This window comes from Pseudomonas rhizozeae (genome assembly GCF_031583775.1).
Lineage (GTDB): Bacteria > Pseudomonadota > Gammaproteobacteria > Pseudomonadales > Pseudomonadaceae > Aquipseudomonas.
Genome location: NZ_JAVLSB010000064.1, coordinates 64,092 through 86,515 on the forward strand (window position 1 = coordinate 64,092; position 22,424 = coordinate 86,515).

General features: G+C 58.4%; 26 protein-coding genes and 1 tRNA gene. 7 read left to right on the forward strand and 20 right to left on the reverse strand.

From position 1 onward, the window contains the following. Nucleotides 1-3: 3 nt before the first annotated feature. From pheT to thrS, 6 genes are all read right to left on the reverse strand, one after another. Nucleotides 4-2,382, reverse strand: coding sequence for a phenylalanine--tRNA ligase subunit beta (pheT, locus tag RG836_RS22875; RefSeq protein ID WP_310849806.1), 2,379 nt, complete (start codon nt 2,380-2,382; stop codon nt 4-6). Nucleotides 2,383-2,408: 26 nt separating this feature from the next. Next, nucleotides 2,409-3,425, reverse strand: a complete 1,017-nt coding sequence (gene pheS / locus RG836_RS22880) for a phenylalanine--tRNA ligase subunit alpha (RefSeq protein WP_310849807.1) — start codon at nt 3,423-3,425, stop codon at nt 2,409-2,411. 109 nt (nt 3,426-3,534) lie between these two features. After that, complete coding sequence (gene rplT / locus RG836_RS22885; RefSeq protein WP_007905879.1) at nt 3,535-3,891, reverse strand: 50S ribosomal protein L20; 357 nt, start codon at nt 3,889-3,891, stop codon at nt 3,535-3,537. A 27-nt stretch (nt 3,892-3,918) separates the two neighbouring features. Then, entirely contained in the window at nt 3,919-4,113 is a 195-nt protein-coding gene (gene rpmI / locus RG836_RS22890) for a 50S ribosomal protein L35 (protein WP_002553160.1), read from the reverse strand. Between the two features lie 60 nt (nt 4,114-4,173). Next, on the reverse strand, nt 4,174-4,725 hold the full coding sequence (gene infC, locus RG836_RS22895) for a translation initiation factor IF-3 (RefSeq protein WP_169843736.1): 552 nt from the start codon (nt 4,723-4,725) through the stop codon (nt 4,174-4,176). After that, a complete protein-coding gene (thrS, locus tag RG836_RS22900) occupies nt 4,725-6,647 on the reverse strand; it encodes a threonine--tRNA ligase (RefSeq protein WP_310849810.1) in 1,923 nt (640 codons plus the stop codon). The genes infC and thrS overlap by 1 nt, the downstream gene beginning before the upstream one ends. 372 nt (nt 6,648-7,019) lie before the next feature. Between thrS and RG836_RS22905 the strand changes: the two genes are divergently transcribed. Beyond that, nucleotides 7,020-7,322, forward strand: a complete 303-nt coding sequence (locus RG836_RS22905) for a hypothetical protein (RefSeq protein ID WP_310849812.1) — start codon at nt 7,020-7,022, stop codon at nt 7,320-7,322. A 292-nt stretch (nt 7,323-7,614) separates the two neighbouring features. Next, a complete protein-coding gene (locus RG836_RS22910) occupies nt 7,615-7,827 on the forward strand; it encodes a cold-shock protein (protein WP_003179963.1) in 213 nt (70 codons plus the stop codon). 72 nt (nt 7,828-7,899) lie between these two features. On the opposite strand, the gene RG836_RS22915 is transcribed toward RG836_RS22910, so the two are convergent. Together RG836_RS22915 and RG836_RS22920 are read right to left on the reverse strand one after the other, a co-directional pair. Further along, nucleotides 7,900-8,214: an I78 family peptidase inhibitor gene (locus RG836_RS22915; RefSeq protein WP_310849813.1), complete on the reverse strand. Its 315-nt coding sequence runs from the start codon at nt 8,212-8,214 to the stop codon at nt 7,900-7,902. Between the two features lie 163 nt (nt 8,215-8,377). Then, nucleotides 8,378-8,683 (reverse strand): hypothetical protein, encoded by a 306-nt coding sequence (locus RG836_RS22920; protein WP_310849814.1) that lies wholly within the window; start codon nt 8,681-8,683, stop codon nt 8,378-8,380. A 130-nt stretch (nt 8,684-8,813) separates the two neighbouring features. Between RG836_RS22920 and RG836_RS22925 the strand changes: the two genes are divergently transcribed. Continuing rightward, nucleotides 8,814-9,026 (forward strand): hypothetical protein, encoded by a 213-nt coding sequence (locus RG836_RS22925; protein ID WP_310849816.1) that lies wholly within the window; start codon nt 8,814-8,816, stop codon nt 9,024-9,026. Between the two features lie 33 nt (nt 9,027-9,059). On the opposite strand, the gene RG836_RS22930 is transcribed toward RG836_RS22925, so the two are convergent. The 8 genes from RG836_RS22930 to RG836_RS22965 all read right to left on the reverse strand — a co-directional run bounded on the left by RG836_RS22930 (nt 9,060) and on the right by RG836_RS22965 (nt 16,680). Further along, nucleotides 9,060-10,088 (reverse strand): nucleoside hydrolase, encoded by a 1,029-nt coding sequence (locus tag RG836_RS22930; protein WP_310849817.1) that lies wholly within the window; start codon nt 10,086-10,088, stop codon nt 9,060-9,062. Between the two features lie 46 nt (nt 10,089-10,134). Then, on the reverse strand, nt 10,135-10,539 hold the full coding sequence (gene rbsD, locus RG836_RS22935; protein WP_310849818.1) for a D-ribose pyranase: 405 nt from the start codon (nt 10,537-10,539) through the stop codon (nt 10,135-10,137). Further along, nucleotides 10,536-11,453 carry a ribokinase gene (gene rbsK / locus RG836_RS22940; protein ID WP_310849820.1) on the reverse strand — a complete coding sequence of 306 codons (918 nt, stop codon included), beginning with the start codon at nt 11,451-11,453 and terminating at the stop codon, nt 10,536-10,538. The genes rbsD and rbsK overlap by 4 nt, the downstream gene beginning before the upstream one ends. Nucleotides 11,454-11,476: 23 nt before the next feature. After that, entirely contained in the window at nt 11,477-12,496 is a 1,020-nt protein-coding gene (locus RG836_RS22945) for a LacI family DNA-binding transcriptional regulator (RefSeq protein ID WP_310849821.1), read from the reverse strand. Nucleotides 12,497-12,499: 3 nt separating this feature from the next. Further along, nucleotides 12,500-13,477, reverse strand: coding sequence for an ABC transporter permease (locus tag RG836_RS22950; RefSeq protein WP_310849823.1), 978 nt, complete (start codon nt 13,475-13,477; stop codon nt 12,500-12,502). Next, entirely contained in the window at nt 13,474-15,027 is a 1,554-nt protein-coding gene (locus tag RG836_RS22955) for a sugar ABC transporter ATP-binding protein (protein ID WP_310849825.1), read from the reverse strand. The genes RG836_RS22950 and RG836_RS22955 overlap by 4 nt, the downstream gene beginning before the upstream one ends. Nucleotides 15,028-15,083: 56 nt before the next feature. Next, the gene (locus tag RG836_RS22960) at nt 15,084-16,037 is read right to left on the reverse strand and encodes a sugar ABC transporter substrate-binding protein (RefSeq protein WP_310849826.1); all 954 of its coding nucleotides are present in this window, start codon (nt 16,035-16,037) and stop codon (nt 15,084-15,086) included. Nucleotides 16,038-16,230: 193 nt separating this feature from the next. Then, the gene (locus RG836_RS22965; protein ID WP_310849827.1) at nt 16,231-16,680 is read right to left on the reverse strand and encodes a hypothetical protein; all 450 of its coding nucleotides are present in this window, start codon (nt 16,678-16,680) and stop codon (nt 16,231-16,233) included. 338 nt (nt 16,681-17,018) lie between these two features. Here RG836_RS22965 and RG836_RS22970 point away from each other — a divergent pair, with 338 nt between their 5' ends. From RG836_RS22970 to RG836_RS22980, 3 genes are all read left to right on the forward strand, one after another. Then, on the forward strand, nt 17,019-18,107 hold the full coding sequence (locus RG836_RS22970) for an asparaginase (protein ID WP_310849828.1): 1,089 nt from the start codon (nt 17,019-17,021) through the stop codon (nt 18,105-18,107). A gap of 188 nt (nt 18,108-18,295) precedes the next feature. Next, nucleotides 18,296-18,562 carry a DUF1654 domain-containing protein gene (locus RG836_RS22975; RefSeq protein WP_310849829.1) on the forward strand — a complete coding sequence of 89 codons (267 nt, stop codon included), beginning with the start codon at nt 18,296-18,298 and terminating at the stop codon, nt 18,560-18,562. A 4-nt stretch (nt 18,563-18,566) separates the two neighbouring features. Further along, entirely contained in the window at nt 18,567-19,259 is a 693-nt protein-coding gene (locus RG836_RS22980) for an endonuclease I family protein (protein WP_310849831.1), read from the forward strand. 116 nt (nt 19,260-19,375) lie between these two features. Here the strand turns inward: RG836_RS22980 and RG836_RS22985 are convergent, their stop codons facing one another. Next, on the reverse strand, nt 19,376-19,741 hold the full coding sequence (locus RG836_RS22985) for an SPOR domain-containing protein (protein ID WP_310849832.1): 366 nt from the start codon (nt 19,739-19,741) through the stop codon (nt 19,376-19,378). 250 nt (nt 19,742-19,991) lie between these two features. On the opposite strand from RG836_RS22985, the gene csrA reads away from it, so the two are divergent. Next, a complete protein-coding gene (gene csrA / locus RG836_RS22990) occupies nt 19,992-20,186 on the forward strand; it encodes a carbon storage regulator CsrA (RefSeq protein WP_310849834.1) in 195 nt (64 codons plus the stop codon). Nucleotides 20,187-20,408: 222 nt separating this feature from the next. On the opposite strand, the gene RG836_RS22995 is transcribed toward csrA, so the two are convergent. From RG836_RS22995 to RG836_RS23005, 3 genes are all read right to left on the reverse strand, one after another. Further along, a complete protein-coding gene (locus tag RG836_RS22995; RefSeq protein ID WP_310849836.1) occupies nt 20,409-20,864 on the reverse strand; it encodes a DUF2214 family protein in 456 nt (151 codons plus the stop codon). 90 nt (nt 20,865-20,954) lie between these two features. Then, nucleotides 20,955-21,998: a methyl-accepting chemotaxis protein gene (locus RG836_RS23000; RefSeq protein ID WP_310849837.1), complete on the reverse strand. Its 1,044-nt coding sequence runs from the start codon at nt 21,996-21,998 to the stop codon at nt 20,955-20,957. 273 nt (nt 21,999-22,271) lie between these two features. Continuing rightward, a tRNA-Val gene (locus tag RG836_RS23005) sits at nt 22,272-22,348 on the reverse strand. Nucleotides 22,349-22,424: the final 76 nt, after the last annotated feature.

Below are 22,424 nucleotides of genomic sequence, written 5' to 3' on the forward strand. Positions count from 1 at the left end.
ACGTCACTTCCTTAACGTGGCGTTCAACCTTTGTTCGAGCGAGGTGAGGATGTTTTGCGTCGTGGTATTCACCTCATCGTCATTAAGAGTGCGCGATGGATGCTGCCAGGTCAAGCCGACTGCAAGGCTTTTTCTATGCGGATCAATGCCTTTACCCTGATACACGTCAAATAGCCTGAGGTCCGTCAGCCATTCGCCTGCATTTTCACGGATTACGTCCAGCACCGCACTGGCGGCGACGCCGGTGTCAGCGATCAGTGCCAGGTCACGTCGTACCTCAGGAAAGCGCGACAACTCCTGGAATTTCGGCATTTTACCCAATGCCACTTCGGCCAGCACCAGCTCGAAAACGAATACCGGACGGTCGAGGCCGAGGGTTTTCACCAGTTCCGGATGCAGCGAGCCGACATAACCGACTTCCCGCCCATCGCGCTCGATACGTGCAGTTTGCCCAGGGTGCAATGCCGGATGCTTGCCTGGCACGAAGCTGAACGAACCCAGGGCACCAGCGAAGCCCAGTACCGCTTCGACGTCAGCCTTGACGTCGAAGAAATCCACGGTGTCGCGGCCCTGCGCCCAGCCTTCTGGCAGACGGCTGCCGCAGACCACACCGGCGAGCATAGGCTCTTGCTTCAAGCCATCCAGTTGGCCGACAAAACGCAGGCCGCTTTCGAACAGGCGCACGCGATCCTGTTGACGGTTCAGGTTGTGCTGCAACGATTTGACCAGTCCCGGCCACAGCGACGAACGCATGGCGGCCATGTCGTTGGAAATCGGGTTGGCCAGCAGCAACGGTTCCACGCCCGGATTAAACAACTCGAATTGTTTCGGATCGATGAAGCTGTATGTGATTGCTTCCTGATAACCGCGAGCCACCAACAAGCGGCGCAGTTCCGGCAGGTCACTGCGGGCTTCGGCCTTGGCTTGCGGCGCGAGACGCGCTTGCGGGTAGCGCACCGGCAGACGGTTGTAGCCGTACAGACGAGCCAGCTCTTCGATCAGGTCGACTTCCAGACTGATGTCGAAGCGATGGCTTGGCACTTCAACGCGCCACTGCCCTGCCCCGTCGGCGGAGATGTTCAGGCCCAGGGCGCTGAGCAGACGCTCGACCTCGGCCGATTCCATTTCCATCCCGAGCATCTGTGCGATGCGCGCGGCACGCAGAGTGACTGGCGCAATCGACGGAAGGTGTTGCTCGCTGACGGTTTCGATGATCGGGCCCGCTTCGCCGCCGGTGATCTCCAGCAGCAAGCCAGTGGCACGCTCCATCGCTTCACGGGCCAGTTGCCAATCCACGCCACGCTCGTAACGGTGCGAGGCGTCGGTGTGCAGGCCGTAGGAGCGGGCCTTGCCGGCGACGGCGATCTGGTCGAAGAACGCGCTCTCAAGGAACAAATCACGGGTGGTCTCGGAGACACCGCTGTGCTCGCCACCCATTACGCCGGCAATCGCCAGGGCGCGGTGATGGTCGGCGATCACCAATGTATCACTGCGCAGGCTGACTTCCTGACCATCGAGCAGTACCAGCTTCTCGCCTTCTTCGGCCATGCGCACGCGGATGCCGCCGTTGATTTCGGCGAGATCGAAGGCGTGCAACGGTTGACCGAGTTCCAGCATCACGTAGTTGGTGATGTCGACCGCAGCGTCGATGCTGCGCACGTCAGCGCGGCGCAGGCGCTCGACCATCCACAGCGGCGTCGGCCTGGACAGGTCGACATTACGCATCACGCGACCCAGGTAACGCGGGCACGCCGCCGGGGCCAATACTTCCACCGAGCGCACTTCGTCGTGCACCGCCGGTACCACCGCCACGACCGGGCGGGTGACTTCAGCGTCATACAGCGCGCCGACTTCACGGGCAAGGCCGGCCAAAGACAGGCAGTCGCCACGGTTCGGGGTCAAATCGACCTCGATGCTCGCGTCGTCCAGGCCCAGGTATTCACGGATGTCCTTGCCCACCGGCGCATCGACCGGCAACTCCATCAGGCCGTCATTGCCTTCACCGATCTGCAGCTCAGCCTGCGAGCACAGCATGCCGTTGGACTCAACGCCACGCAGCTTGGCTTTCTTGATCTTGAAGTCGCCCGGCAGTTCGGCACCGATCATGGCGAATGGAATCTTCAGGCCCTGACGCACATTCGGCGCGCCGCAGACCACTTGGAAGGTTTCCGCGCCATTGCTGACCTGGCAAACGCGCAGCTTGTCGGCGTCGGGATGCTGTTCGGTGCTGAGCACCTCGCCGACGATCACGCCGCTGAACTCACCGGCGGCCGGCGTTACGCTATCGACCTCAAGACCGGCCATCGACAGACGGGCAACCAGCTCGTCGCGATTCACCTGCGGGCTTACCCAGCCACGCAGCCATTGTTCACTGAATTTCATCCTGCTCTCCTAAGAATTCGTTACGACTAGCGAAATTGCGCGAGGAACCGCAAGTCGTTGTCGAAGAACAGACGCAAGTCGTTCACGCCGTAACGCAGCATGGCCAGACGCTCGACGCCCATGCCGAAGGCAAAGCCCGAGAACTCTTCCGGGTCGATCCCGGACATGCGCAGTACGTTCGGGTGGACCATGCCGCAACCCATCACTTCCAGCCAGCCAGTCTGTTTGCAGACGCGGCAGCCTTTACCGCTGCACATTACGCACTCCATGTCGACTTCAGCGGAGGGCTCGGTGAACGGGAAGTACGAAGGACGGAATCGCACCGCCAGTTCTTTCTCAAAGAACACCCGCAAGAATTCTTCGATGGTGCCCTTCAGGTCGGCGAAATTGATATCGCGGTCAACCAACAGGCCTTCGACCTGGTGGAACATCGGCGAATGGGTGATATCCGAGTCGCTGCGGTACACACGGCCTGGGCAGACGATGCGGATCGGCGGCTGGTTCGCTTCCATGGTGCGGACCTGGACCGGCGAGGTATGGGTGCGCAACAGCATGTTGGCGTTGAAATAGAAGGTGTCGTGCATCGAGCGCGCCGGGTGGTGGCCCGGAATGTTAAGCGCTTCGAAGTTGTGGTAATCGTCTTCCACCTCAGGACCTTCAGCAATGCCGTAGCCGATGCGGGTGAAGAATTGTTCAATACGTTCCAGAGTCCGCGTAACCGGATGCAGACCACCGGAAGTCTGGCCACGGCCAGGCAATGTGACGTCAATCGACTCCGCAGCGAGCTTGGCGGCCAGGTCGGCCTCCTCAAACTGCGCCTTGCGGGTATTGAGCACCTCGGTGACGCGCTCCTTGGCCACGTTGATCAGCGCACCGACTTGCGGACGCTCTTCAGCCGGCAAATTCCCCAGGGTCTTCATCACCTGAGTCAATTCACCTTTCTTGCCAAGGTAGTGAACCCGGATTTGCTCCAGGGCATTGATATCTTCAGCGCTTTGCACAGCCTCTAGTGCTTGAGCGACCAGCGCATCCAGGTTTTCCATGTACAGACTCCAGATACAAAATAGGGGAAGAGCTTGAAGGCTCTTCCCCTATTTATGACGTTTAACACCTGGCCCCACAGAGGTGAGGCCGGGTGACTGTCGGGGGTACTTAAGCCAAGGTGGCTTTAGCTTTCTCGACAATCGCAGCAAACGCCGCTTTTTCGTTCACTGCCAGATCAGCCAGAACCTTACGGTCGATCTCGATGGACGCTTTTTTCAGGCCGGCGATGAAACGGCTGTAGGACAGACCGTTAATACGAGCACCAGCGTTGATACGAGCGATCCACAGAGCGCGGAACTGACGTTTTTTCTGACGACGGTCACGGTAGGCGTATTGGCCTGCCTTGATTACCGCTTGCTTGGCAACACGGAATACGCGCGAGCGAGCGCCGTAGTAGCCTTTAGCAAGTTTCAGAATTTTTTTGTGACGTTTACGGGCAATGACGCCACGCTTTACACGAGCCATGAGTTACTTCCTCTATTCTTGACTAAATTAACGAAGGCGCAGCATGCGCTCGACTTTTGCCACGTCAGACGGATGCAGCAAGCTGCTACCGCGCAGTTGACGCTTACGCTTGGTCGACATTTTAGTCAGGATGTGGCTCTTGAAAGCGTGCTTGTGCTTGATACCGTTAGCAGTTTTCAGAAACCGCTTAGCAGCACCACTTTTGGTCTTCATTTTTGGCATGTTCGGATACTCCGCATTCAGTTGATAAACATAATCAGAAGGCCTGCCGTGCCCTGTTGATTACTTCTTCTTTTTCGGGGCGATGACCATGATCAGCTGGCGTCCTTCCATCTTAGGATGCTGTTCGACCGAACCGTACTCGAGCAAGTCACCTTCAACTCGCTTGAGCAGTTCCATCCCCAGCTCCTGGTGGGCCATCTCACGGCCGCGGAATCGCAAGGATACCTTGGCCCTGTCCCCATCACTCAGGAAACGTACCAGGTTGCGCAGTTTTACCTGGTAATCCCCTTCCTCCGTCCCTGGACGAAACTTGATTTCTTTTACCTGAATCTGCTTCTGGTTTTTCTTCGCCGCGGCAATCTGCTTCTTCTTTTCGAAGATCGACTTGCCGTAGTCCATCACCCGGCAAACCGGTGGGACTGCGTCTGCGGAAATTTCTACCAGATCAAGCTTGGCTTCTTCAGCAATACGAAGCGCTTCATCAATCGAGACGATGCCAATCTGCTCGCCGTCAGCGCCAATTAACCGAACCTCGCGTGCCGAGATATTCTCGTTGATCGGGGCTTTCGGTGCAGCTCGTTTATCTTGTCTCATTTCACGCTTAATAATAATTACTCCGAATCTGGGCGACCACGCCGGGAAACCGCTTGCGCGAGGAACTCAGCGAACTGGGCGACGGGCATCGAGCCCAGGTCAGCACCTTCACGAGTACGCACAGCGACAGTCTGCATCTCGACTTCCCGATCTCCAATAACCAAGAGATAGGGAACCTTGAGCAAAGTATGCTCGCGGATTTTAAAGCCGATCTTTTCATTTCTCAAGTCGGACTTGGCACGAAATCCGCTTTCGTTGACAGTTTTTTCAACTTCAGCGGCAAAATCGGCCTGTTTATCAGTGATATTCATGATCACTGCCTGGGTCGGAGCGAGCCACGCGGGGAATGCACCCTCATAGTGCTCGATCAGAATCCCGACGAAACGTTCGAAGGATCCGAGGATCGCCCGGTGCAACATGACCGGGTGCTTGCGACTGTTGTCTTCGGAGACGTATTCGGCTCCCAGACGGATCGGCAGGTTAAAATCGAGCTGCAAGGTACCACACTGCCAGACGCGACCAAGGCAATCTTTCAGCGAGAATTCGATCTTCGGACCGTAGAAAGCACCTTCGCCCGGCTGCAAGTCGTACGCGAGGCCCGCGCTGTCAAGGGCGGCGGCCAATGCCGCCTCGGCGCGATCCCACAACTCATCGGAGCCGACGCGTTTTTCCGGACGAGTGGACAGCTTCATTTCGACTTCGGTAAAGCCGAAGTCACGGTACACGTCCAGGGTCAGCTTGATGAACGCAGCAGATTCAGCCTGCATTTGCTCTTCAGTACAGAAGATGTGCGCATCGTCCTGAGTGAAAGCGCGCACGCGCATGATGCCGTGCAGAGCACCGGACGGCTCGTTACGGTGACAAGCACCGAATTCAGCCAGGCGCATCGGCAACTCGCGGTAGCTTTTCAGGCCCTGATTGAACACTTGTACGTGGCACGGGCAATTCATCGGCTTGATCGCGTAGTCGCGGTTTTCCGACTGAGTGGTGAACATGTTGTCGGCGTAGTTGGCCCAGTGCCCGGATTTCTCCCACAGGCTGCGGTCAACGACTTGCGGAGTCTTGATCTCCAGGTAGCCGTTGTCGCGCTGAACCTTGCGCATGTACTGCTCGAGCACTTGGTACAGGGTCCAGCCGTTCGGGTGCCAGAACACCATGCCTGGGGATTCTTCCTGAGTGTGGAACAGGCCCAGGCGCTTGCCGATCTTGCGGTGATCGCGCTTTTCGGCTTCTTCGATGCGCTGAATGTAGGCGGCGAGCTGTTTCTTGTCCGCCCACGCCGTGCCGTAGACCCGCTGCAGTTGTTCGTTCTTGGCGTCACCGCGCCAATAGGCGCCGGACAGCTTGGTCAACTTGAAGGACTTCAGGAAGCGGGTATTCGGCACGTGCGGGCCGCGGCACATGTCGACATATTCTTCGTGGTAGTACAGGCCCATGGCCTGCTCGTTCGGCATGTCCTCGACCAGGCGCAGCTTGTAGTCTTCGCCGCGGGCCTTGAACACTTCGATCACTTCGGCGCGCGGAGTGACTTTCTTGATGACGTCGTAATCTTTCTCGATCAGTTGCAGCATGCGCTGTTCGATGGCCGCCAGGTCGTCCGGAGTAAAAGGACGCTCGTAGGCGATGTCGTAATAGAAGCCTTCGTCGATGACCGGGCCGATGACCATTTTCGCGGTCGGGTACAACTGCTTGACCGCGTGGCCGACCAGGTGAGCGCAAGAGTGGCGAATGATCTCCAGCCCCTCTTCGTCCTTGGGCGTAATGATTTGCAGGGTCGCGTCACCGGTGATGATATCGCTGGCGTCGACCAGTTTGCCGTCGACCTTGCCGGCCACAGTGGCTTTGGCCAGACCAGCACCAATGGATGCGGCGACCTCGGCAACGGATACCGGGTGATCGAACGAACGTTGACTGCCGTCGGGAAGAGTAATAGTTGGCATGGCGCCTCCTCTCCTAGTGGTGACCCCTACCAAAGGTCACGTGGGTTGGGATGAGCCAGTACAAGATCCGATCCAGGCCATTCAATGACGAACGCCTGCCTTACAGCGGCAGGAGCCTTGCGGCCAACCGGAAAACCGAACCAGAGTGACTGGGGTTCAAATCAGGGTTATTCGGCCACTTGCTGCTGCCGGGACTGAAGGTCATCCGGAGCCTGAAAATGCCGAGCACGGATGCTAGCACAGATGAAAGGTCATGGCCGCACCGCACATTTGTGTCAGGGCAAAACCGACGCTTTTGTGCGAGAGTGCTGAACTTGATCGCCGCACCACCCCTCAGATAACAAGACATTGACCAACAAGGAGCATCTTCGCATGCGTCTGAATCGTTTGTTCGCAGTAGTCGCACCCATTGTCCTGATGCTGCCCCTGGCCGCACACGCCGAATGGCCCAAGGGCGAGCGCGAAAAATACATGGCTCAATGCACGGAAGCGGCCACGCCGCAGATCGGCGCGGCAGCCGCCAAGGCTCATTGTGCGTGCGGCGCCGACGCTATCAAGTCGTACCCCGCCAAAGAAATCCAGTCCCTGATGGACAACACAGCGCCTGACACCCTTAAGCAAAAGGCATTGACCCAGATCTCCGCATGCAAGGCCGATAACAAAGTCAAAAAATAAGCCGTACGAAGCCGCTTTAAGGCTCGAAAAGTCGATGAAACGCCCGTGAAAAGCGTCTTTTCGTACAATTTATGCAGCTTTTACAGCTTTTTTTATCGTCTTTTTTTTGCGCTGCAAGCCCCATAAACCGGGGCTTTCAGCCACACACCCTGCGAAAGAAAACACGACTGATTGGCAAACAGCGCGTCCGGGGGGCTCCCAAAGCGAACATTTCGACTATGATACCCCGGTGTGCCCAGTTGGCCTGAGCAGCACAGTACTACTGAAAATATATGTTTCTTGGAGATACACCATGTCTAATCGCCAAACCGGCACCGTTAAATGGTTCAACGATGAAAAAGGCTTCGGCTTCATCACTCCTCAAGGTGGCGGTGACGACCTGTTCGTACACTTCAAAGCTATCGAAAGCGACGGTTTCAAAAGCCTGAAAGAAGGCCAAACCGTTTCCTTCGTGGCTGAGAAAGGCCAAAAGGGTATGCAAGCTGCACAAGTTCGTCCTGAGTAATTTCTCGGCGCGCTAAAAAAACCCCGTCCATGTGACGGGGTTTTTTATGCACGGAACAAAAATCTGAGGCTTCTAGCCGCAGTTGACTCGACCGATCACCAGGTTGGCGTCGGTGTTGAGGTTCAGCCGATCGGAGCGATATTCCAGAGTGACCATGTCATCGGGCTTGAGAATCCGAGCGTTCTGCGCGCCTGCACGCTTGCGGGCTTCTTCGAGCAGGGCCGGCGAGGCCTTCTGGCCGATGGCGAACTCGGCGGCTTTCGCTTCGCAGCGGCTGTGCCCCGATTCAGCGGCAACCGGGTCTTTTGCCGATTCGGTGGTGGTGCCGCAACCGGCCAACACGGCCATTGCCATCACACTACCCAATGATGCGAGCTTCCAAGGCATGAAGCCTCCTTTCAATAATTAAGCTGAGTCTGTGCGACCGCCCATTCAGGCTTTGGTTTCAAAACGGGCACCAGCGCCCTGCCCTCGGACGGTTCGAACCGGCAGTTTGCCTGAGCCATCATCCGGCTTTCACGATGCAATCGTGACTTAATATGAACGACGCTTAGTAAACGTCGATGTAGTCGTAGGGCGGGTTCGGCCAGTTGTCCTTCAATGCATTGAAAATCTGCATGACCCAGACCTCATCACTGGCGGCGACGCGTCCTACATACCCGGATCCTTTTGCCCAGGTTTCCAGGCGAAAAAGCAGACCACCGATGTCGCTGCCGCCGACCACGCCCGAGGAAATGTAGGCGATGCCGGCCCGGGTCACGCGCAGTTGCGTGTGCTCGTCGTCATTGGCGGAGGCTAGCAATTGGCGCACGGCGTCGAGGGTCAGGGCATCAGGTTGAGTCAAATCGATCTGCACGGTGCAGTCCTTGGAAGCAGCAAAGTGCCAAGTGTCGCATAGCAACGATTTGATGCCTAAGTCGCAGTGCCAAACGCAACGCAAAATGGTTAACTCGGCCTACAGACTTTTCCGACTTCGCGAGCCCACCATGACCACCGTTGCAATCAAAGCCGACATCAAAGCCGAATGGCCGCAGGGCCATAGCTCGTACAGCCCCGGCAGTCCGGAAGAGTTGGCGATCATTAGCATCGACTTATTGGTCAAGGAGCTGGGTACGCAAGGCGCGCAGACATTCATCGCGCAAATTTTCGGCAAGTACCCAGCCGGCCACCTTGGCGCTGCGCATTCCGAAAGGGAGTGAAACACCCGCAGGCTGGCACCTGCGGGGATCAGCTTACTTCAACCGCGCCAGGCGTTCGGTCAGTAGATCGAAGAAGCCTTGAGCATCGCCATTCTCGACCCAAAACGCGTTCTTCGGCGCCTTGAGGCCGTCGTACCAATCGACGATGGTCTGGCCGAAGGTCGGGCCTTCCCGGCTGTCGACCACCACGTTGACGGAGCGGCCGCTGAACAACTGCGGCTTGAGCAAGTAAGCGATCACCGTGGCGTCATGCACCGGGCCACCGGTCAGGCCGTAGTGCTCCATGTCGCCCTTGACGTACTCGTTAAGAATATCGCCCACCAGCTTGCTGGCGTTGTTGTTCAACGCGGCGATCTGCTTCAGGCGCGCGTCACTGGTGAGGATTTTATGGGTCACATCTAGCGGCAAGTACGTTAGCTTGACGCCGCTCTTGAGCACTACTTCGGCGGCTTCCGGGTCGGCGAACAGGTTGAATTCGGCCACTGGCGTGATGTTACCGCCGTTGAAATGTGCGCCACCCATGATCACCACTTCCTTGATGCCCTGGACGATTTCAGGCTCCTGAATCAGCGCCAGCGCCAGGTTGGTCTGCGGGCCGAGCATGGCCAGCGTGATGCTGTGAGGCTTGGCGGTTTTCAAGGTGTCGATCAGGTAATTGACCGCACTGCCTTCGGCCAGTCCTTTCTTCGGTTCGTGCACGGTGACGCCCGACAGCCCTTCCTTGCCATGGATATTTTCCGCGTAGATCGGCGTACGCATCAGCGGCTTCGGTGCGCCGGCGTAGACCGGCACCTCTTCGCGCCCGGCCCACTCGCGGGCCAGACGAGCATTGCGCGAGGTCTTGTCCAGCCGAACATTGCCGGCCACGGTGGTCAGCGCGCGAATGTTCAGTTCCTCCGGCGAGGCCAGCGCGAACAGTAAGGCGACCACATCGTCAGCCCCGGGATCGGTGTCGATGATCAGGTCAATCTTCTCCGCCGCCTGGGCGCTTGTTGCGTTCAGCAGGGACACGAGCAAAACACTCCACAGCAGTTGAGGCAGTTTCTGAGCATAGCGGTACATGGCGCACTCCTTGTGCGTGGGAAAAATCTGAAATCCGGGCTGGAGATTAGAACGTCACCCCCGCCACCAGCACGATGTTGCAATACGGCTGACATTCACCGGTGCGAATCACCGCCCGCGCTTGTTGGCTGAGCACTTTGAATTGCTCGTGGCTAACCAAAGTCCGCTCGCCTACCGCGCCAGCGGCATTCAGTTCATTCAGCGCAGCCAATGCCGGTGGTTGCTTGACGAACAGCTCATCAGCCAACACATGGCTTTCCACCTGCATTTCGCTGAGCACCACCTTCAGGGTGCTGATGAACTCCGGCACGCCGTGGGTCAAGGCCAGGTCGATCAACTCGACGCCCGGAGGCACGGGCAGGCCGGCATCGCCAATGACGACTTTGTCACCGTGCCCCAGGGAGGCAATCAGCCGTGACACAGCGATGTTGAGCAACGGGGTCTTTTTCATGGTGCCGGGAACGCCTGTACGTCGGACAAGGTAGGAATCGAGGGTTGCGCACCCGCGCGCGTGACCGATAGCGCGGCTGCCACCTGACCGAAGCCGATGGCCTCGGCTTCGCTGCGGCCAGAGGCCAGCGCGGCGGCAAAACCACCGACGAAGGTATCGCCGGCGGCCGTGGTGTCGACGGCCTGCACTTTCGGCGCAGGGAAATGCTGGAAACCCTGGCCATCGGCAAACAACGAGCCTTGAGCGCCGAGGGTGATGATCACTTTGCCAGCGCCGGCAGTCAGCAGTTGAGAGGCCGCCACTTCGGCGGACGCCAGCGAGTCTACCGACAGGCCGGTCAGCGCCGACGCTTCGCTTTCATTGGGAATCAGGTAATCGATATTCGCGTACCAGTCCGCTGGCAGCGGGCGCGACGCCGGCGCGGGATTGAGGATCACCGTTTTGCCCAGTGCCCGACCGCGCTTGAGCGCATGGCCGACCGTGGCATCCGGCACTTCGAGCTGGCAGATAATCACGTCCGCTGCCTGCAGCACGGCGTCGAACTGGTCGATTACCGCAGGAGTCAGCGCACCGTTGGCACCGGCGACGATCACGATTGCGTTCTGGCTCTGGTCATCCACCACGATCAACGCCACGCCGCTGGAGTCCTCGACGGTGCTGACTGCTTGGCAGTCGATCTGCTCCGCCAGCAAGGCATCGCGTAGCTCGTGACCATAGGCATCGGAGCCAACGCAGCCGACCATCGATACCTGCGCGCCCAAGCGCGCGGCGGCGACCGCCTGATTGGCGCCCTTGCCGCCAGACACCGTGGCGAAGGTATGACCGATCAGCGTCTCGCCACCACGGGGCAGCCGCGGCGCCCGCGTCACCAGGTCCATGTTCAGGCTACCGATTACCACTACTTTTGCAGGCATTCGTCACTACTCATTCATTCGGTTCAGCGGTATTGGGCAAACACACCGGAAAGCGGCGCGGTCGATTCTCGCAAGACGATACTGGGCGTCACGATTCGCTGATCGGTGGCCAGCGCCGGCGTTGCAATGCGGCGCAACAAAACTTCGGCGGCCATCTCACCCAGTTGCAGGATTGATTGCCCCACGGTGGTCAGGGCCGGGTACACGTAACGGCTCATCTGAATATCGTCGAAGCCAATGACCGACAGTTCGCTGGGCACGCGGATGTTACGTTCCGCCGCCGCCCGCAGCACGCCGATGCCGATCATGTCGTTGCCGGCGAAAATCGCCGAGGGCGGCTGGCTTTCGAGCAGCAGCGATGCCGCGTTGTAGCCGCCGGTGCTGGTGAAATCGCTTTGCAGAATGCGCCCGGGCACGGCATCGATACCCGCCTCTTGCAGCGCGCGGTTGAAGCCCGCCAGACGCATTTGCGCCACGCTGGTGCCCTGAGGGCCGCCGATGGTAGCGATGTCGGTGTGGCCCAATTCGAGCAAATGCCGGGTCGCCAGGTAGGCCCCATATTCGTGGTCGATCCGCACCAGGTCAGCATCTACGCCGTCGAGGCCGCGGTCGACCACCACCATGGGCGTGCGCACGCTGGCCAGGCCTTCGGCGAACTGACCGTCGTCGCCAGCAGAGGCCACGATCAAGCCGTCGACACGTTTCTCTAACAACACTCGCAGGTAGCTGCGCTGTTTATCGGGGTTATCGTCGGAGTTGCACAGGATCACGCAGTAGCCGTTGCGCTCGCAATAATCCTCGATACCCCGCGCCAGTTCGGCGAAGTACGGGTTGAGGCTGTTGGGCACCAGCAGGCCGATGGTCGCCGTGGTTTTCGCTTTTAGCGAGCGCGCCACGGCGCTGGGCACGTAGTCGAGACGCTTGATCGCAGCCTCGACCTTGACCCGCACTTCTTCGCTGACCGGGCGCGTCTTGTTCACCACGTGGGACACCGTGGTGTAGGAAATTCCCGCCAGGGCGGCCACATCCTTGATCGTTGCCATGAATCAAACCCGCCGGCTTGCGCGCTGACTGCGATAAGTATCGAGGACAACGGCGATCACGATCACCGCGCCGGTAATGATGCGTTTGGTTGGTTCAGTGGCGCCGATCTGTGCCAGGCCCGCCGCGAGCACCGAGATGATCAACACACCGAAAAAGGTGCTGATCACCGAGCCACGGCCGCCCATCAGGCTGGTTCCGCCGATCACCACCGCGGCAATCACTTGCAGCTCGAGGCCGGAACCGGCGTTAGGATCAGCGGCTTCCAACCGGGATATCTGAAACAGCGCAGCGACACCCGCCAGCAACCCCATCAGGCTGAACACCAGAATTTTGTACGGCTTCGGATTGATCCCCGCCAGGCGTACGGCCTCTTCGTTGGTGCCGATGCCGATCAAATAACGGCCAAACACCGTGCGCGTCAGCACCGCCTGGGCGATGAAAATCACCAGCAGTGCAATGATGAACGACGGCGAGATGCCAAACGCAATCGGATTCGACAGCCAGGCGAACGAGTCACCGATGTAGGCAGTGCGCGAGCCGGTCATCTGGTACGCCAGGCCACGGGCCATTTCCAGTACGCCCAGCGACACGATGAACGACGGAATGCGCCAGGCCACTGTGATCGAACCGGTGACGGTGCCTGCCAATGCGGCGACTGCCATGCCCAGCAACGCCGCCGGCATCACGCTCCAGCCCCAGCCGAGAATCGCCACGCTGACAGTCGATGCCGCCAGCGCCAGCACCGAACCCACCGACAAATCGATACCGCCGATGATCAGTACAAAGGTCATGCCTACCGCCAGCACCATCAGGTCGGGAATCTGGTTGGCCAGGGTGCTGAACGTGTCGTAGGACAGGAAGTGGCTGCTCATGACCGAGAACAGCGCAACCATTGCCAGCAAGGCGCCCGCCAGGCCCAGGTAAGTGCCGAGGCCGTAGAAATTGCCACTGGCTTTGCCGGCGGAAGAAGCAGTTTTCATGGGAGATCCCTAGGCGCTGCTTCGTTGAGCAACGCATCACGTTTTTGGTAGCCGGCAAACGCGGCAGCAAGCAAATCATCCTGGGTCCAGCTGTCGCGCTCGAAAGTGTCGATCAGCTTGCCGGCCGACAGCACCCCGATCCGGTCGCAGATCAGCATCAATTCGCGCAGGTCGCTGGACACCACCACCAGCGCTTTGCCTTGGCGCGTCAGTTCGCCGAGCAAGGCATAGATGTCGAATTTGGCGCCGACGTCGATGCCTCGGGTCGGTTCGTCGAACAGCATCACCGAGCAGTCGCGTTCCAGCCAGCGACCGATCACCACTTTCTGTTGATTGCCACCGGACAGTTCCGAGACCAATTGCGTCGGACTGGAACTGCGGATGCGCATGGCCTTGATCTGGCGCTGCGCCAGGGCGGTTTCGTCGCTGTTACTGACCACGCCGCCGCTTGAGATCACCGGCATGTTACCCAGGGCAATATTGGCACTGATCGATTGGCTGAGCAGCAAGCCCTCGCCCTTGCGGTCTTCAGTGATCAAGGCGATGCCGTGCCCCACCGCGTCGGCGGGCGAACGAATGCTCACCACTTGCGCCGGCGAGCCCAGCGCCACGGAGCCGCTGTCGGCAACATCGGCGCCGAAAATCAGGCGCAACAGCTCGGTGCGCCCTGCCCCGATCAATCCGGAGATGCCAAAAATCTCTCCGGCGCGGACTTCGAAGGACACGTCGCGGACCTTGTCGGAGCGGCTGAGGTTCTTCACCGTCAGCGCTGGCGCACCGATCTGCCGTGGCCCCAGGTCCATGTGCTCACCGAGCTCGCGACCGACCATCAGGGTCACCAGTTGCTCGCTGTTGTAGTTGGCCATCGGCTCGACGCACACCAGATTGCCATCGCGCAGCACGGCAATGCGCTGCGCCACTCGCGCCAGTTCTTCGAGGCGGTGTGAGATGTAAATGATCGACACGCCGCGAGCCTGCAGGCGGGTGATCTGTTCGAACAGCATTTCCACTTCCCGGGCCGTCAGCATCGCCGTCGGCTCGTCGAGAATGAGTACATGGCAATCGCCAATCAGGTTGCGGGCGATTTCCACCATCTGCTGGTGGCCGATCCCCAGTTCACCGACCAGGGTGTCGGGGTCAATTGCGTCCAGGCCAACCTGGGCCATGGCCTCGATGGCGGCCTTGCGCAATTGTTTGCGACTGATCCACCCGCCATGGCTGGGCAGATTATCGAGAAACAGGTTTTCCGCCACCGACAGCGTCGGCAGCAGATTGAGTTCCTGCATGACCATGCGAATGCCCAGGTCTTCCGCCTGAGTACGGCTGCCCGGCCGGTAATCCTGGCCCTGGAACTGCATCTGGCCGGTGGTTGGTGTGACCAACCCGCCGATGATCTTGGACAACGTGCTTTTGCCGGCGCCGTTTTCACCGGTCAGCGCCAGCACTTCGCCGCGCATCAGCGTCAGGTCAATGCCGGTCAACACAGGTTGTGCGTAGGTCTTGCCGATACCGCTGACCGAAAGAACAGCGTTCGGGGCCGAAACTGACATAAAACTCTCCATGCGCCCGCCCGGTCGGGCGAGCGCCCTTGTGTCGCCAGGAAGACTTACTTGGTAACCAGCTCGACCGGCGTTTCGATCACGCCATCGGTGCCGCTGTCGACCTTCTCGCCCTTGACGATTTTCAGCGCGGTTTCGATGCCGAACACTGCTTGCTTGGCGGCGTACTGGTCGGCGGTGGCGAGCACGCGGCCATCCTTGAGCATCGGCTTGATTGCGTTGATGTTGTCGTAGCCGACCACTTGCACTTTGCCGGCCTTGCCCGCCGCACGAACGGCCGAGACGACGCCAACGGCCATGCTGTCGTTACCGGCCAGCAAGGCTTTGACATCAGGGTATTCGCTGAGGATCGAGGCGGCGACTTTGTTGCCTTTGTCGATTTCCCAATCACCGGACTGCACCGAAACCACCTTGATCTGCGCGGCTTCCATGGCATCTTTGAAGCCTGCGGTACGCGCCTGGGCGTTGGTGGTGGTGGACACGCCTTCGATGATGCCGACCTGGTCGCCTGCCTTCAGTTGCTTGGCCAGGTATTCACCCACCAAGCGTGCGCCTTTGCGGTTGTCCGGGCCTACGAAAGGCACGCTGATGTTTTTGCTTTTGACCACGGCCGGGTCTAGCTGATTGTCGATGTTGATCACGGTGATCCCGGCATCGATGGCTTTCTTGATCACTGGCACCATGGCTTTGGAGTCAGCGGGGGCAATCACCAGCGCGTTGACCTTGGCCAGAATCATCTGCTCGACGATACGGGTCTGGCCTGCGGTATCGGTTTCATCCTTGATGCCGTTGGAGATCAGATCGAAGTCGGCCGCGTGGTCTTTCTGGTAGGCCTTGGCGCCATCCTCCATGGTCAGGAAGAATTCATTGGCCAGGGATTTCATGACCAGAGCGACTTTAGGTTTTTCGGGGGTGTCGGCGAAGGCCGAGGACAGCGGCAGCGTGGCGGTGGCAGCCAGCATGGCGACAGCGAGAAGACGTCCAGCGAATGGCAGCTTCATGGGTTCACTCCGATCTTATGATTATTTGTGAGCAACGCTTGCGCTGGGTTAGGCTGTCACACCGCGTTCGGCGCAATAAGCCACCACAACCACCTCGCAAACGTTTGCGTAGATCGAACTATGAGAACCCGGCGGAGATTTGTCAACGACCACAAAACATGTTTATTCGCGTCTAAGACAAAATCCGCTGCACTCAAGCAGTGGTATTAATCACGCTGCCGCTCGAGGTGTCTTTCGCTAATTCCTTGACCAGATTTCCAGTGACCTGCGCCAAGGCACCGTTGGTATCGCCGATCTGGCTTTGCATCGCCATGATCGTCGCCGTCCGCGCTTCCTCAGTCGGATAAGACGCGGCTTCGGCGGCCGCCAGTTGTTGCTGCTGGCGCTGCAATTGTTCCTGCAATTCCTGCATGCGCTTGAGCAATGTTTTCACCGCAATGCTTTGGTTGCTGTTTTCGGCTTTCTTCTCTTCTGGCTGAGCGCTCAACGGCCCGGTGCGGACCGTGCCGTCGTCTTCCGCTTCAACGCCCAGCGCCGCCTTTGCGGCGTCGCTTGCCGCCTCGCTCATCGCCTTGATGGTTGCACTGGACTGACCGCCGATGGTGACGCCGCTGGCATTGGGGAATCCGACAGAAAAAGACATGAAAGCTCCAGGGAAGAGAAAGGGCTAACAGTCCATCGACCCCGCTCTGACTTTCTTGAGTAAACGCGCGCCCTTCACTGGAAAGCAGCCGTCAGCCCTTTCGGTCAGCCGAACAAATGTCCACACACCTGTTCGGAAACCCGGATAGGCGGCACCGCGAGCCGGACTGCGACGCAGGAATTAAACGCTAACAATCAGAGACTTATGTTTATTTTCTGTTTAACCGGCGAATGGTACAGATCCTGCTCTACCACGCTTACCTTCGGCATTCAGATCGGCCCGGAGGCGTTTCTAGATAGACCTGCACCCGCACCGTCACTACAACTAGAGAGAAAATAATGACATCTGCTTTGAAAACTTTCGTTCCGGGCGCCTTAGCCCTCCTACTCCTGCTTCCTACCGCCCTTCAGGCAAAAGAAACCCCGCCACCTCAAAAACTCGCCAACGTCGTGATTCTTGCCACCGGCGGCACCATTGCCGGGGCCGGTGCCAGCGCCGCGAACAGCGCGACGTACCAGGCCGCGAAAGTTGGGATCGAGCAATTGATTGCTGGCGTGCCCGAACTCAGCCAATTGGCCAACGTGCGCGGTGAACAAGTGATGCAGATAGCCTCCGAAAGCATCACTAACGACAACCTGCTGCAACTGGGCCGTCGTGTAGCCGAACTGGCCGACAGCAACGACGTCGATGGCATCGTCATCACTCACGGCACCGACACCCTGGAAGAAACTGCCTACTTCCTGAACCTGGTGGAAAAAACCGACAAACCGATCATCGTCGTCGGCTCCATGCGTCCGGGCACCGCCATGTCGGCGGACGGTATGCTCAACCTGTACAACGCGGTCGCCGTGGCCAGTAGCAAAGAGGCGCGTGGCAAAGGCGTGCTGGTGACCATGAACGACGAAATCCAGTCCGGTCGCGATGTCAGCAAATCGATCAACATCAAGACCGAAGCGTTCAAAAGCGCCTGGGGTCCACTGGGCATGGTGGTCGAAGGCAAATCGTACTGGTTCCGCCTGCCGGCCAAGCGTCACACCCTGGACTCGGAGTTTGATATCAAGACCATCAAGAGCCTTCCCGACGTAGAAATCGCCTATTCCTACGGCAACGTCAGCGACACGGCTTACAAGGCACTGGCTCAGGCGGGCGCCAAGGCGATCATTCACGCCGGCACCGGCAATGGTTCTGTATCGTCCCGGGTGGTCCCGACCTTGCAGGCCCTGCGCAAGGATGGCGTGCAAATCATCCGTTCATCCCACGTCAATGCCGGCGGTTTCGTCCTGCGTAACGCGGAGCAGCCAGACGATAAATATGACTGGGTCGTCGCCCATGATTTGAACCCTCAGAAAGCGCGCATCTTAGCGATGGTCGCGCTGACCAAGACTAATGACAGTAAAGAGCTGCAACGGATGTTCTGGGAATATTGATCCCGGCTCCCGCCCGGTCTGATCAGGCCGGGCACTGCCGTTCGCCGCTCAGGCGAGTGATACGCGATAACGCACCCGCTCTCCCACCATAAAAAATCGACACTTCCTACACCAAAAAGGAAAAAGCGCTGTCAGAGGATTTTCTTGAAATTTAAGCAGTTGCGAAAACGCTTACAGTTAAATACTGTATGCACGTACAGCTTAATAAGGATAACTCCGTGGCCGCCAGTTCTTCTCCAGATGCCTACGCACGCATGGGCCAGCGCATCTCGAAAATCATCAATTCCCCGACCGCCCAGAAAGCTCGCGCTGCGCTGATCTTCCGTTTGCCGGATGAACCGCAGGCGGACTGGGAGCAACTGCTCGAAGAGATCGACGAAAACGACAACGTCACCCTCGCCTACCGCGACGATGGTGGCGTGCAGATTTTCTGGGTCGTGCCGAAGGAAGATTGAGTCAATGAGTGTCCGCTTTTGTTCTGCCCTGCTGTTGCTGTTGATCGCAACGGGCACCCAAGCCGCTGCGCCCCGTACCTTCAGCGAAGCCAAGAAAGTCGCGTGGAAGTTGTACGCGCCGCAGTCCACCGAGTTCTATTGCGGCTGCAAATACACCGGTAACCGCGTCAACCTCGCAGCCTGCGGTTACGTGCCCCGCAAGAACGCCAAGCGCGCGGAGCGCATTGAGTGGGAACACATCGTCCCGGCCTGGCAGATCGGTCATCAGCGCCAATGCTGGCAACAGGGCGGACGCAAGAATTGCACCCGCTACGACCCGACCTACCAACGCGCCGAAGCTGACTTGCACAACCTGGTGCCAAGCATCGGCGAGGTCAACGGCGATCGCAGCAACTTCAGTTACGGCTGGTTGCCGGTGCAGACGGGGCAATACGGTTCCTGCCAGACGCAGATTGATTTCAAGGCCAAGAAGGTCATGCCACGGCCATCCATTCGAGGCATGATCGCGCGCACTTACTTCTACATGAGCAAGCAATACGGTCTGAAACTGTCCCGCCAGGACCGCCAACTCTATGAAGCCTGGAACAAAACCTATCCGGTCGAGGCTTGGGAGCGACAGCGTAACCAAAGCGTTGCCTGTGTGATGGGACGCGGCAACGAGTTTGTCGGCCCGGTGAATTTGAAGGCCTGTGGCTGAGCAGGCCAAGCCGAAAAAAAAGGCCTGATCAGTGATGAACAGAGCCTTTTTATTGGTGGAGTCGGGGTATCGCGATCAGCCGGCGATCCCAAGCAACAGCGCGCTCCTGAAATGCGTTACGGCGCTGCGGGACGCTCCACCACCAACGATTCGATGTTCTGTTTTTTCGCACGAACCAACGCCGCCGTCAGTTCGACTTGTCGCGCTTCGGCCTCAGCCTTGGTGTTGAACGGCCCCACCAGTATGCGCACCTTGCCATTTTCGGTGACCACGTTGGAGACAAAGCTGTGCTCGATCAACCAGCCGCTCAGGTCGCTGACTGCCTGGGGAGTAACCCCGCGCACTTCCAGGTCCCACAATGGACCTGCGGCCACGGCCGGCGCTGAAACCGTTGCGTTAGAGGCCTTGCGAGCTTCAACCTGCTTGCCTTCACCGCATCCCGCCAGTGCCAGTACTGCAATTACCACGGCCATTTTGCGCACAGCGTTTTCCTCTGAAAGCCAAAAATCGCGATTTTATCACTCGCGCGCACTTGATGAGTGCGACAAAACGGCCACAAAACAACGAGAATGATGATGTGCGGCGCTGTATAGTTGCGCCTTGGGAATTAATGCAGCGTCTGCGCGTCAGAATGAGGCACCCACAACATGACAACTGGCATTAATCTATACAGACCACCGACCTCTGCACTTTTTGAATCAGGTGCCCTACCACGCAATCAAGGAGAAGACCATGCTGATACTCACCCGCAAAGTCGGTGAAAGCATAAACATCGGTGATGACATTACGATCACCATTCTGGGCGTGAGCGGCCAGCAAGTCAGGATTGGCATCAACGCCCCGAAAAACGTTGCGGTGCATCGCGAAGAAATCTACCAACGCATTCAGGCCGGCCTCACTGCCCCCGACAAGCCGAACACTCCCTGAATCCCGTTGCAGTCAGTAGCCAGCCCTTGCGCCCCAGAGCATGGCTGGCTAAAGATTCAAGCCCCCTCTCCCCTTGTGACTCCCGTTCGCCCCCTCCTTCTCGATGGATCCAAATATCGGCTTTCCAAATCGCAAACAGCGCGGTAACAACTTGGAACCGATACTAACTATCCCCATCATGATTCGCTGTAAGACGATTCGTTTTAACCACTGAGAAATCGCCTATCCGAAACTGAATCCCCGCGCCATGCCCGTGGCCGCCACGACCATCAGCATCATCAGCAACGCCTGGCTATGGCTGATCCGCGCGTAGATCTTCGCCCGGCCTGCCTCAATCGCCTTGCCGCGACCCAGTGCAATCCGCCATTTGATCAGGGTGATCATGGGCATTATTTCCAGCAACAGAATGAGCGCGAACAGCGTCATCTTCAGGTGAAACAACGGCTGATACAGGTAATACTCCGTGCCTTTTTCGTACCCACCAAAGGCGCGCATCCCACCGCTGACCAGCAAAATTACCGCAGAGATGCCCCACAGGTTGTCGGCGAGCAACACGCTGCGCGCCTGCGCCGTTCCGGCGGCCAATCGACTGAACGCCGTGCCACGATTGAGCACCGCCCAGAATCCCAGGGCGAACGCCAACAAATGAATTGCAGCCAAAGACCAATGAGCAAGCATCGCGCGGCTTCCTTCAGGCTAGGATTTTGATTGAGCTGTCAGTAGTAGCCCAAAAAGCGCGCGCGTGCCGGTGCCTCGCCAAAGGTCCTGCTACGAATCAATGGCCGGCAGTTGCTGCTCGATGACACCGAGCCAGCCCATGCCGGGATAGGTCTCGAACCCGGGCGTCATGGCATAGGCCTGAATGTGGTTTTCGCTCAGGGAGCTGTAACCGTTGGGCTGCCCGGCCTTGGGCCGTAATTCAATGCTCTCGCCCAGATGACTCTGCGCGTCAGAGCTAGCAATGATCCGGTGCTTGGCGTCGACCATCATCACTCGACTTCTAGCACGCTCCTCGTCACTCAGGCGCACTCCGTTGATGACCGAATCGGCCTGGCTCTTCCAGTCGAACATAATCCCGATCACCCCAATCACCGGCGCCTGCTTGCCCGTCTTGCCGCGCACCGCCGCACTGAACGCACAGGTTTGCGCGCCATTGAGCAGCGGCTCGACCGCCACTTCGCCGGCAAAATACTGATCGCCTGATGAATGTCGCAGCGCTTGCTTGAACCACGGCGCCTCGGCGACGTTGGCGCCGATGACTTTATCAAAGGTCCCGGCCCGCCCCGACGCGATGACCTGCCCATTGAGGTCGGCCACCCAGATGTCCAGGTACACGGTGTAGCTGTCGAGAATGATCCCCAAGCGCTCACTGGCATGGACACAGCTTTGCGGCGTTTGATTGATCAGCAGATCCACCAGCGATGCATCCGTCGCCCACCAGCGTACGTCACAGGTGCGCTCGTACAGGTTGCGGTCGATGATCTCGATCAAATTCAAGGACAAATCCGCCAGCCGCTGCCCACGTACATCAAAGCACATGCTGCGGCCTAGATCAGTCAACTCGTTGACCGACACCTGCAAGTCTTCGGTGAGGCCGCTGGCGATTTTTGAAATACGTTCAGAGATATTTTTGACTTCTTCGGCCACCACCGAAAAACCCAACCCGGCTTTGCCGGCATGCGCCGCTTCGATCAGCGCATTGATGGCCAGCAATCGGGTCTGGCGAGTGATCATTTGTATGTCACTGACGCCGCGATTGGCGAGTGATTCCACTTCCCGTGAAAGGGTGACGATCCGTTCAGGCTCGATCATTATTTTCGACTTCAAAGAGTGATGAGGGCGGCAGCGCTTAAACATCCATGAGCAAAAAAGTACGAAAAAAGCAGGCTATTGGTTGCCTTTGAAAGTCGGAAGTTTGGACTTCCGTTCTAATTCATCGGCTGATGTCATCGTGCCTTTAGCGGCACCCGAAAAAGACGTGGAATCGATAGAGATGCCCAAGGCTTTGGCAAATTCCACACGCAACAAAAAAGGGCCCACCTTTCGGTGAGCCCTTCTAGACCGCCCAGCAGAGCGGATTTTGTTTGGTAGGCGCGATTGGACTCGAACCAACGACCCCCACCATGTCAAGGTGGTGCTCTAACCAACTGAGCTACGTGCCTGCTGTGAGGCGGCATTCTACGGAATTCCAAAAAGGTGTCAACACCTTTTTTGGGCTAACCCTATGAATATGCAAAA

Coding starts and splice junctions, on each gene's coding strand:
- RG836_RS23000 (WP_310849837.1), bottom strand. CDS start 21,998: ATGATCGAGCCTGAACGGATCGTCACCCTTTCACGGGAAGTGGAATCA.
- RG836_RS22925 (WP_310849816.1), top strand. CDS start 8,814: ATGACCACCGTTGCAATCAAAGCCGACATCAAAGCCGAATGGCCGCAG.
- RG836_RS22965 (WP_310849827.1), bottom strand. CDS start 16,680: ATGTCTTTTTCTGTCGGATTCCCCAATGCCAGCGGCGTCACCATCGGC.
- RG836_RS22945 (WP_310849821.1), bottom strand. CDS start 12,496: ATGGCAACGATCAAGGATGTGGCCGCCCTGGCGGGAATTTCCTACACC.
- RG836_RS22955 (WP_310849825.1), bottom strand. CDS start 15,027: ATGTCAGTTTCGGCCCCGAACGCTGTTCTTTCGGTCAGCGGTATCGGC.
- RG836_RS22910 (WP_003179963.1), top strand. CDS start 7,615: ATGTCTAATCGCCAAACCGGCACCGTTAAATGGTTCAACGATGAAAAA.
- RG836_RS22970 (WP_310849828.1), top strand. CDS start 17,019: ATGACATCTGCTTTGAAAACTTTCGTTCCGGGCGCCTTAGCCCTCCTA.
- RG836_RS22905 (WP_310849812.1), top strand. CDS start 7,020: ATGCGTCTGAATCGTTTGTTCGCAGTAGTCGCACCCATTGTCCTGATG.
- thrS (WP_310849810.1), bottom strand. CDS start 6,647: ATGCCAACTATTACTCTTCCCGACGGCAGTCAACGTTCGTTCGATCAC.
- RG836_RS22980 (WP_310849831.1), top strand. CDS start 18,567: ATGAGTGTCCGCTTTTGTTCTGCCCTGCTGTTGCTGTTGATCGCAACG.
- RG836_RS22975 (WP_310849829.1), top strand. CDS start 18,296: ATGCACGTACAGCTTAATAAGGATAACTCCGTGGCCGCCAGTTCTTCT.
- rbsK (WP_310849820.1), bottom strand. CDS start 11,453: ATGCCTGCAAAAGTAGTGGTAATCGGTAGCCTGAACATGGACCTGGTG.
- rplT (WP_007905879.1), bottom strand. CDS start 3,891: ATGGCTCGTGTAAAGCGTGGCGTCATTGCCCGTAAACGTCACAAAAAA.
- csrA (WP_310849834.1), top strand. CDS start 19,992: ATGCTGATACTCACCCGCAAAGTCGGTGAAAGCATAAACATCGGTGAT.
- pheT (WP_310849806.1), bottom strand. CDS start 2,382: ATGAAATTCAGTGAACAATGGCTGCGTGGCTGGGTAAGCCCGCAGGTG.
- RG836_RS22995 (WP_310849836.1), bottom strand. CDS start 20,864: ATGCTTGCTCATTGGTCTTTGGCTGCAATTCATTTGTTGGCGTTCGCC.
- RG836_RS22930 (WP_310849817.1), bottom strand. CDS start 10,088: ATGTACCGCTATGCTCAGAAACTGCCTCAACTGCTGTGGAGTGTTTTG.
- RG836_RS22915 (WP_310849813.1), bottom strand. CDS start 8,214: ATGCCTTGGAAGCTCGCATCATTGGGTAGTGTGATGGCAATGGCCGTG.
- RG836_RS22960 (WP_310849826.1), bottom strand. CDS start 16,037: ATGAAGCTGCCATTCGCTGGACGTCTTCTCGCTGTCGCCATGCTGGCT.
- rbsD (WP_310849818.1), bottom strand. CDS start 10,539: ATGAAAAAGACCCCGTTGCTCAACATCGCTGTGTCACGGCTGATTGCC.
- RG836_RS22950 (WP_310849823.1), bottom strand. CDS start 13,477: ATGAAAACTGCTTCTTCCGCCGGCAAAGCCAGTGGCAATTTCTACGGC.
- rpmI (WP_002553160.1), bottom strand. CDS start 4,113: ATGCCAAAAATGAAGACCAAAAGTGGTGCTGCTAAGCGGTTTCTGAAA.
- pheS (WP_310849807.1), bottom strand. CDS start 3,425: ATGGAAAACCTGGATGCGCTGGTCGCTCAAGCACTAGAGGCTGTGCAA.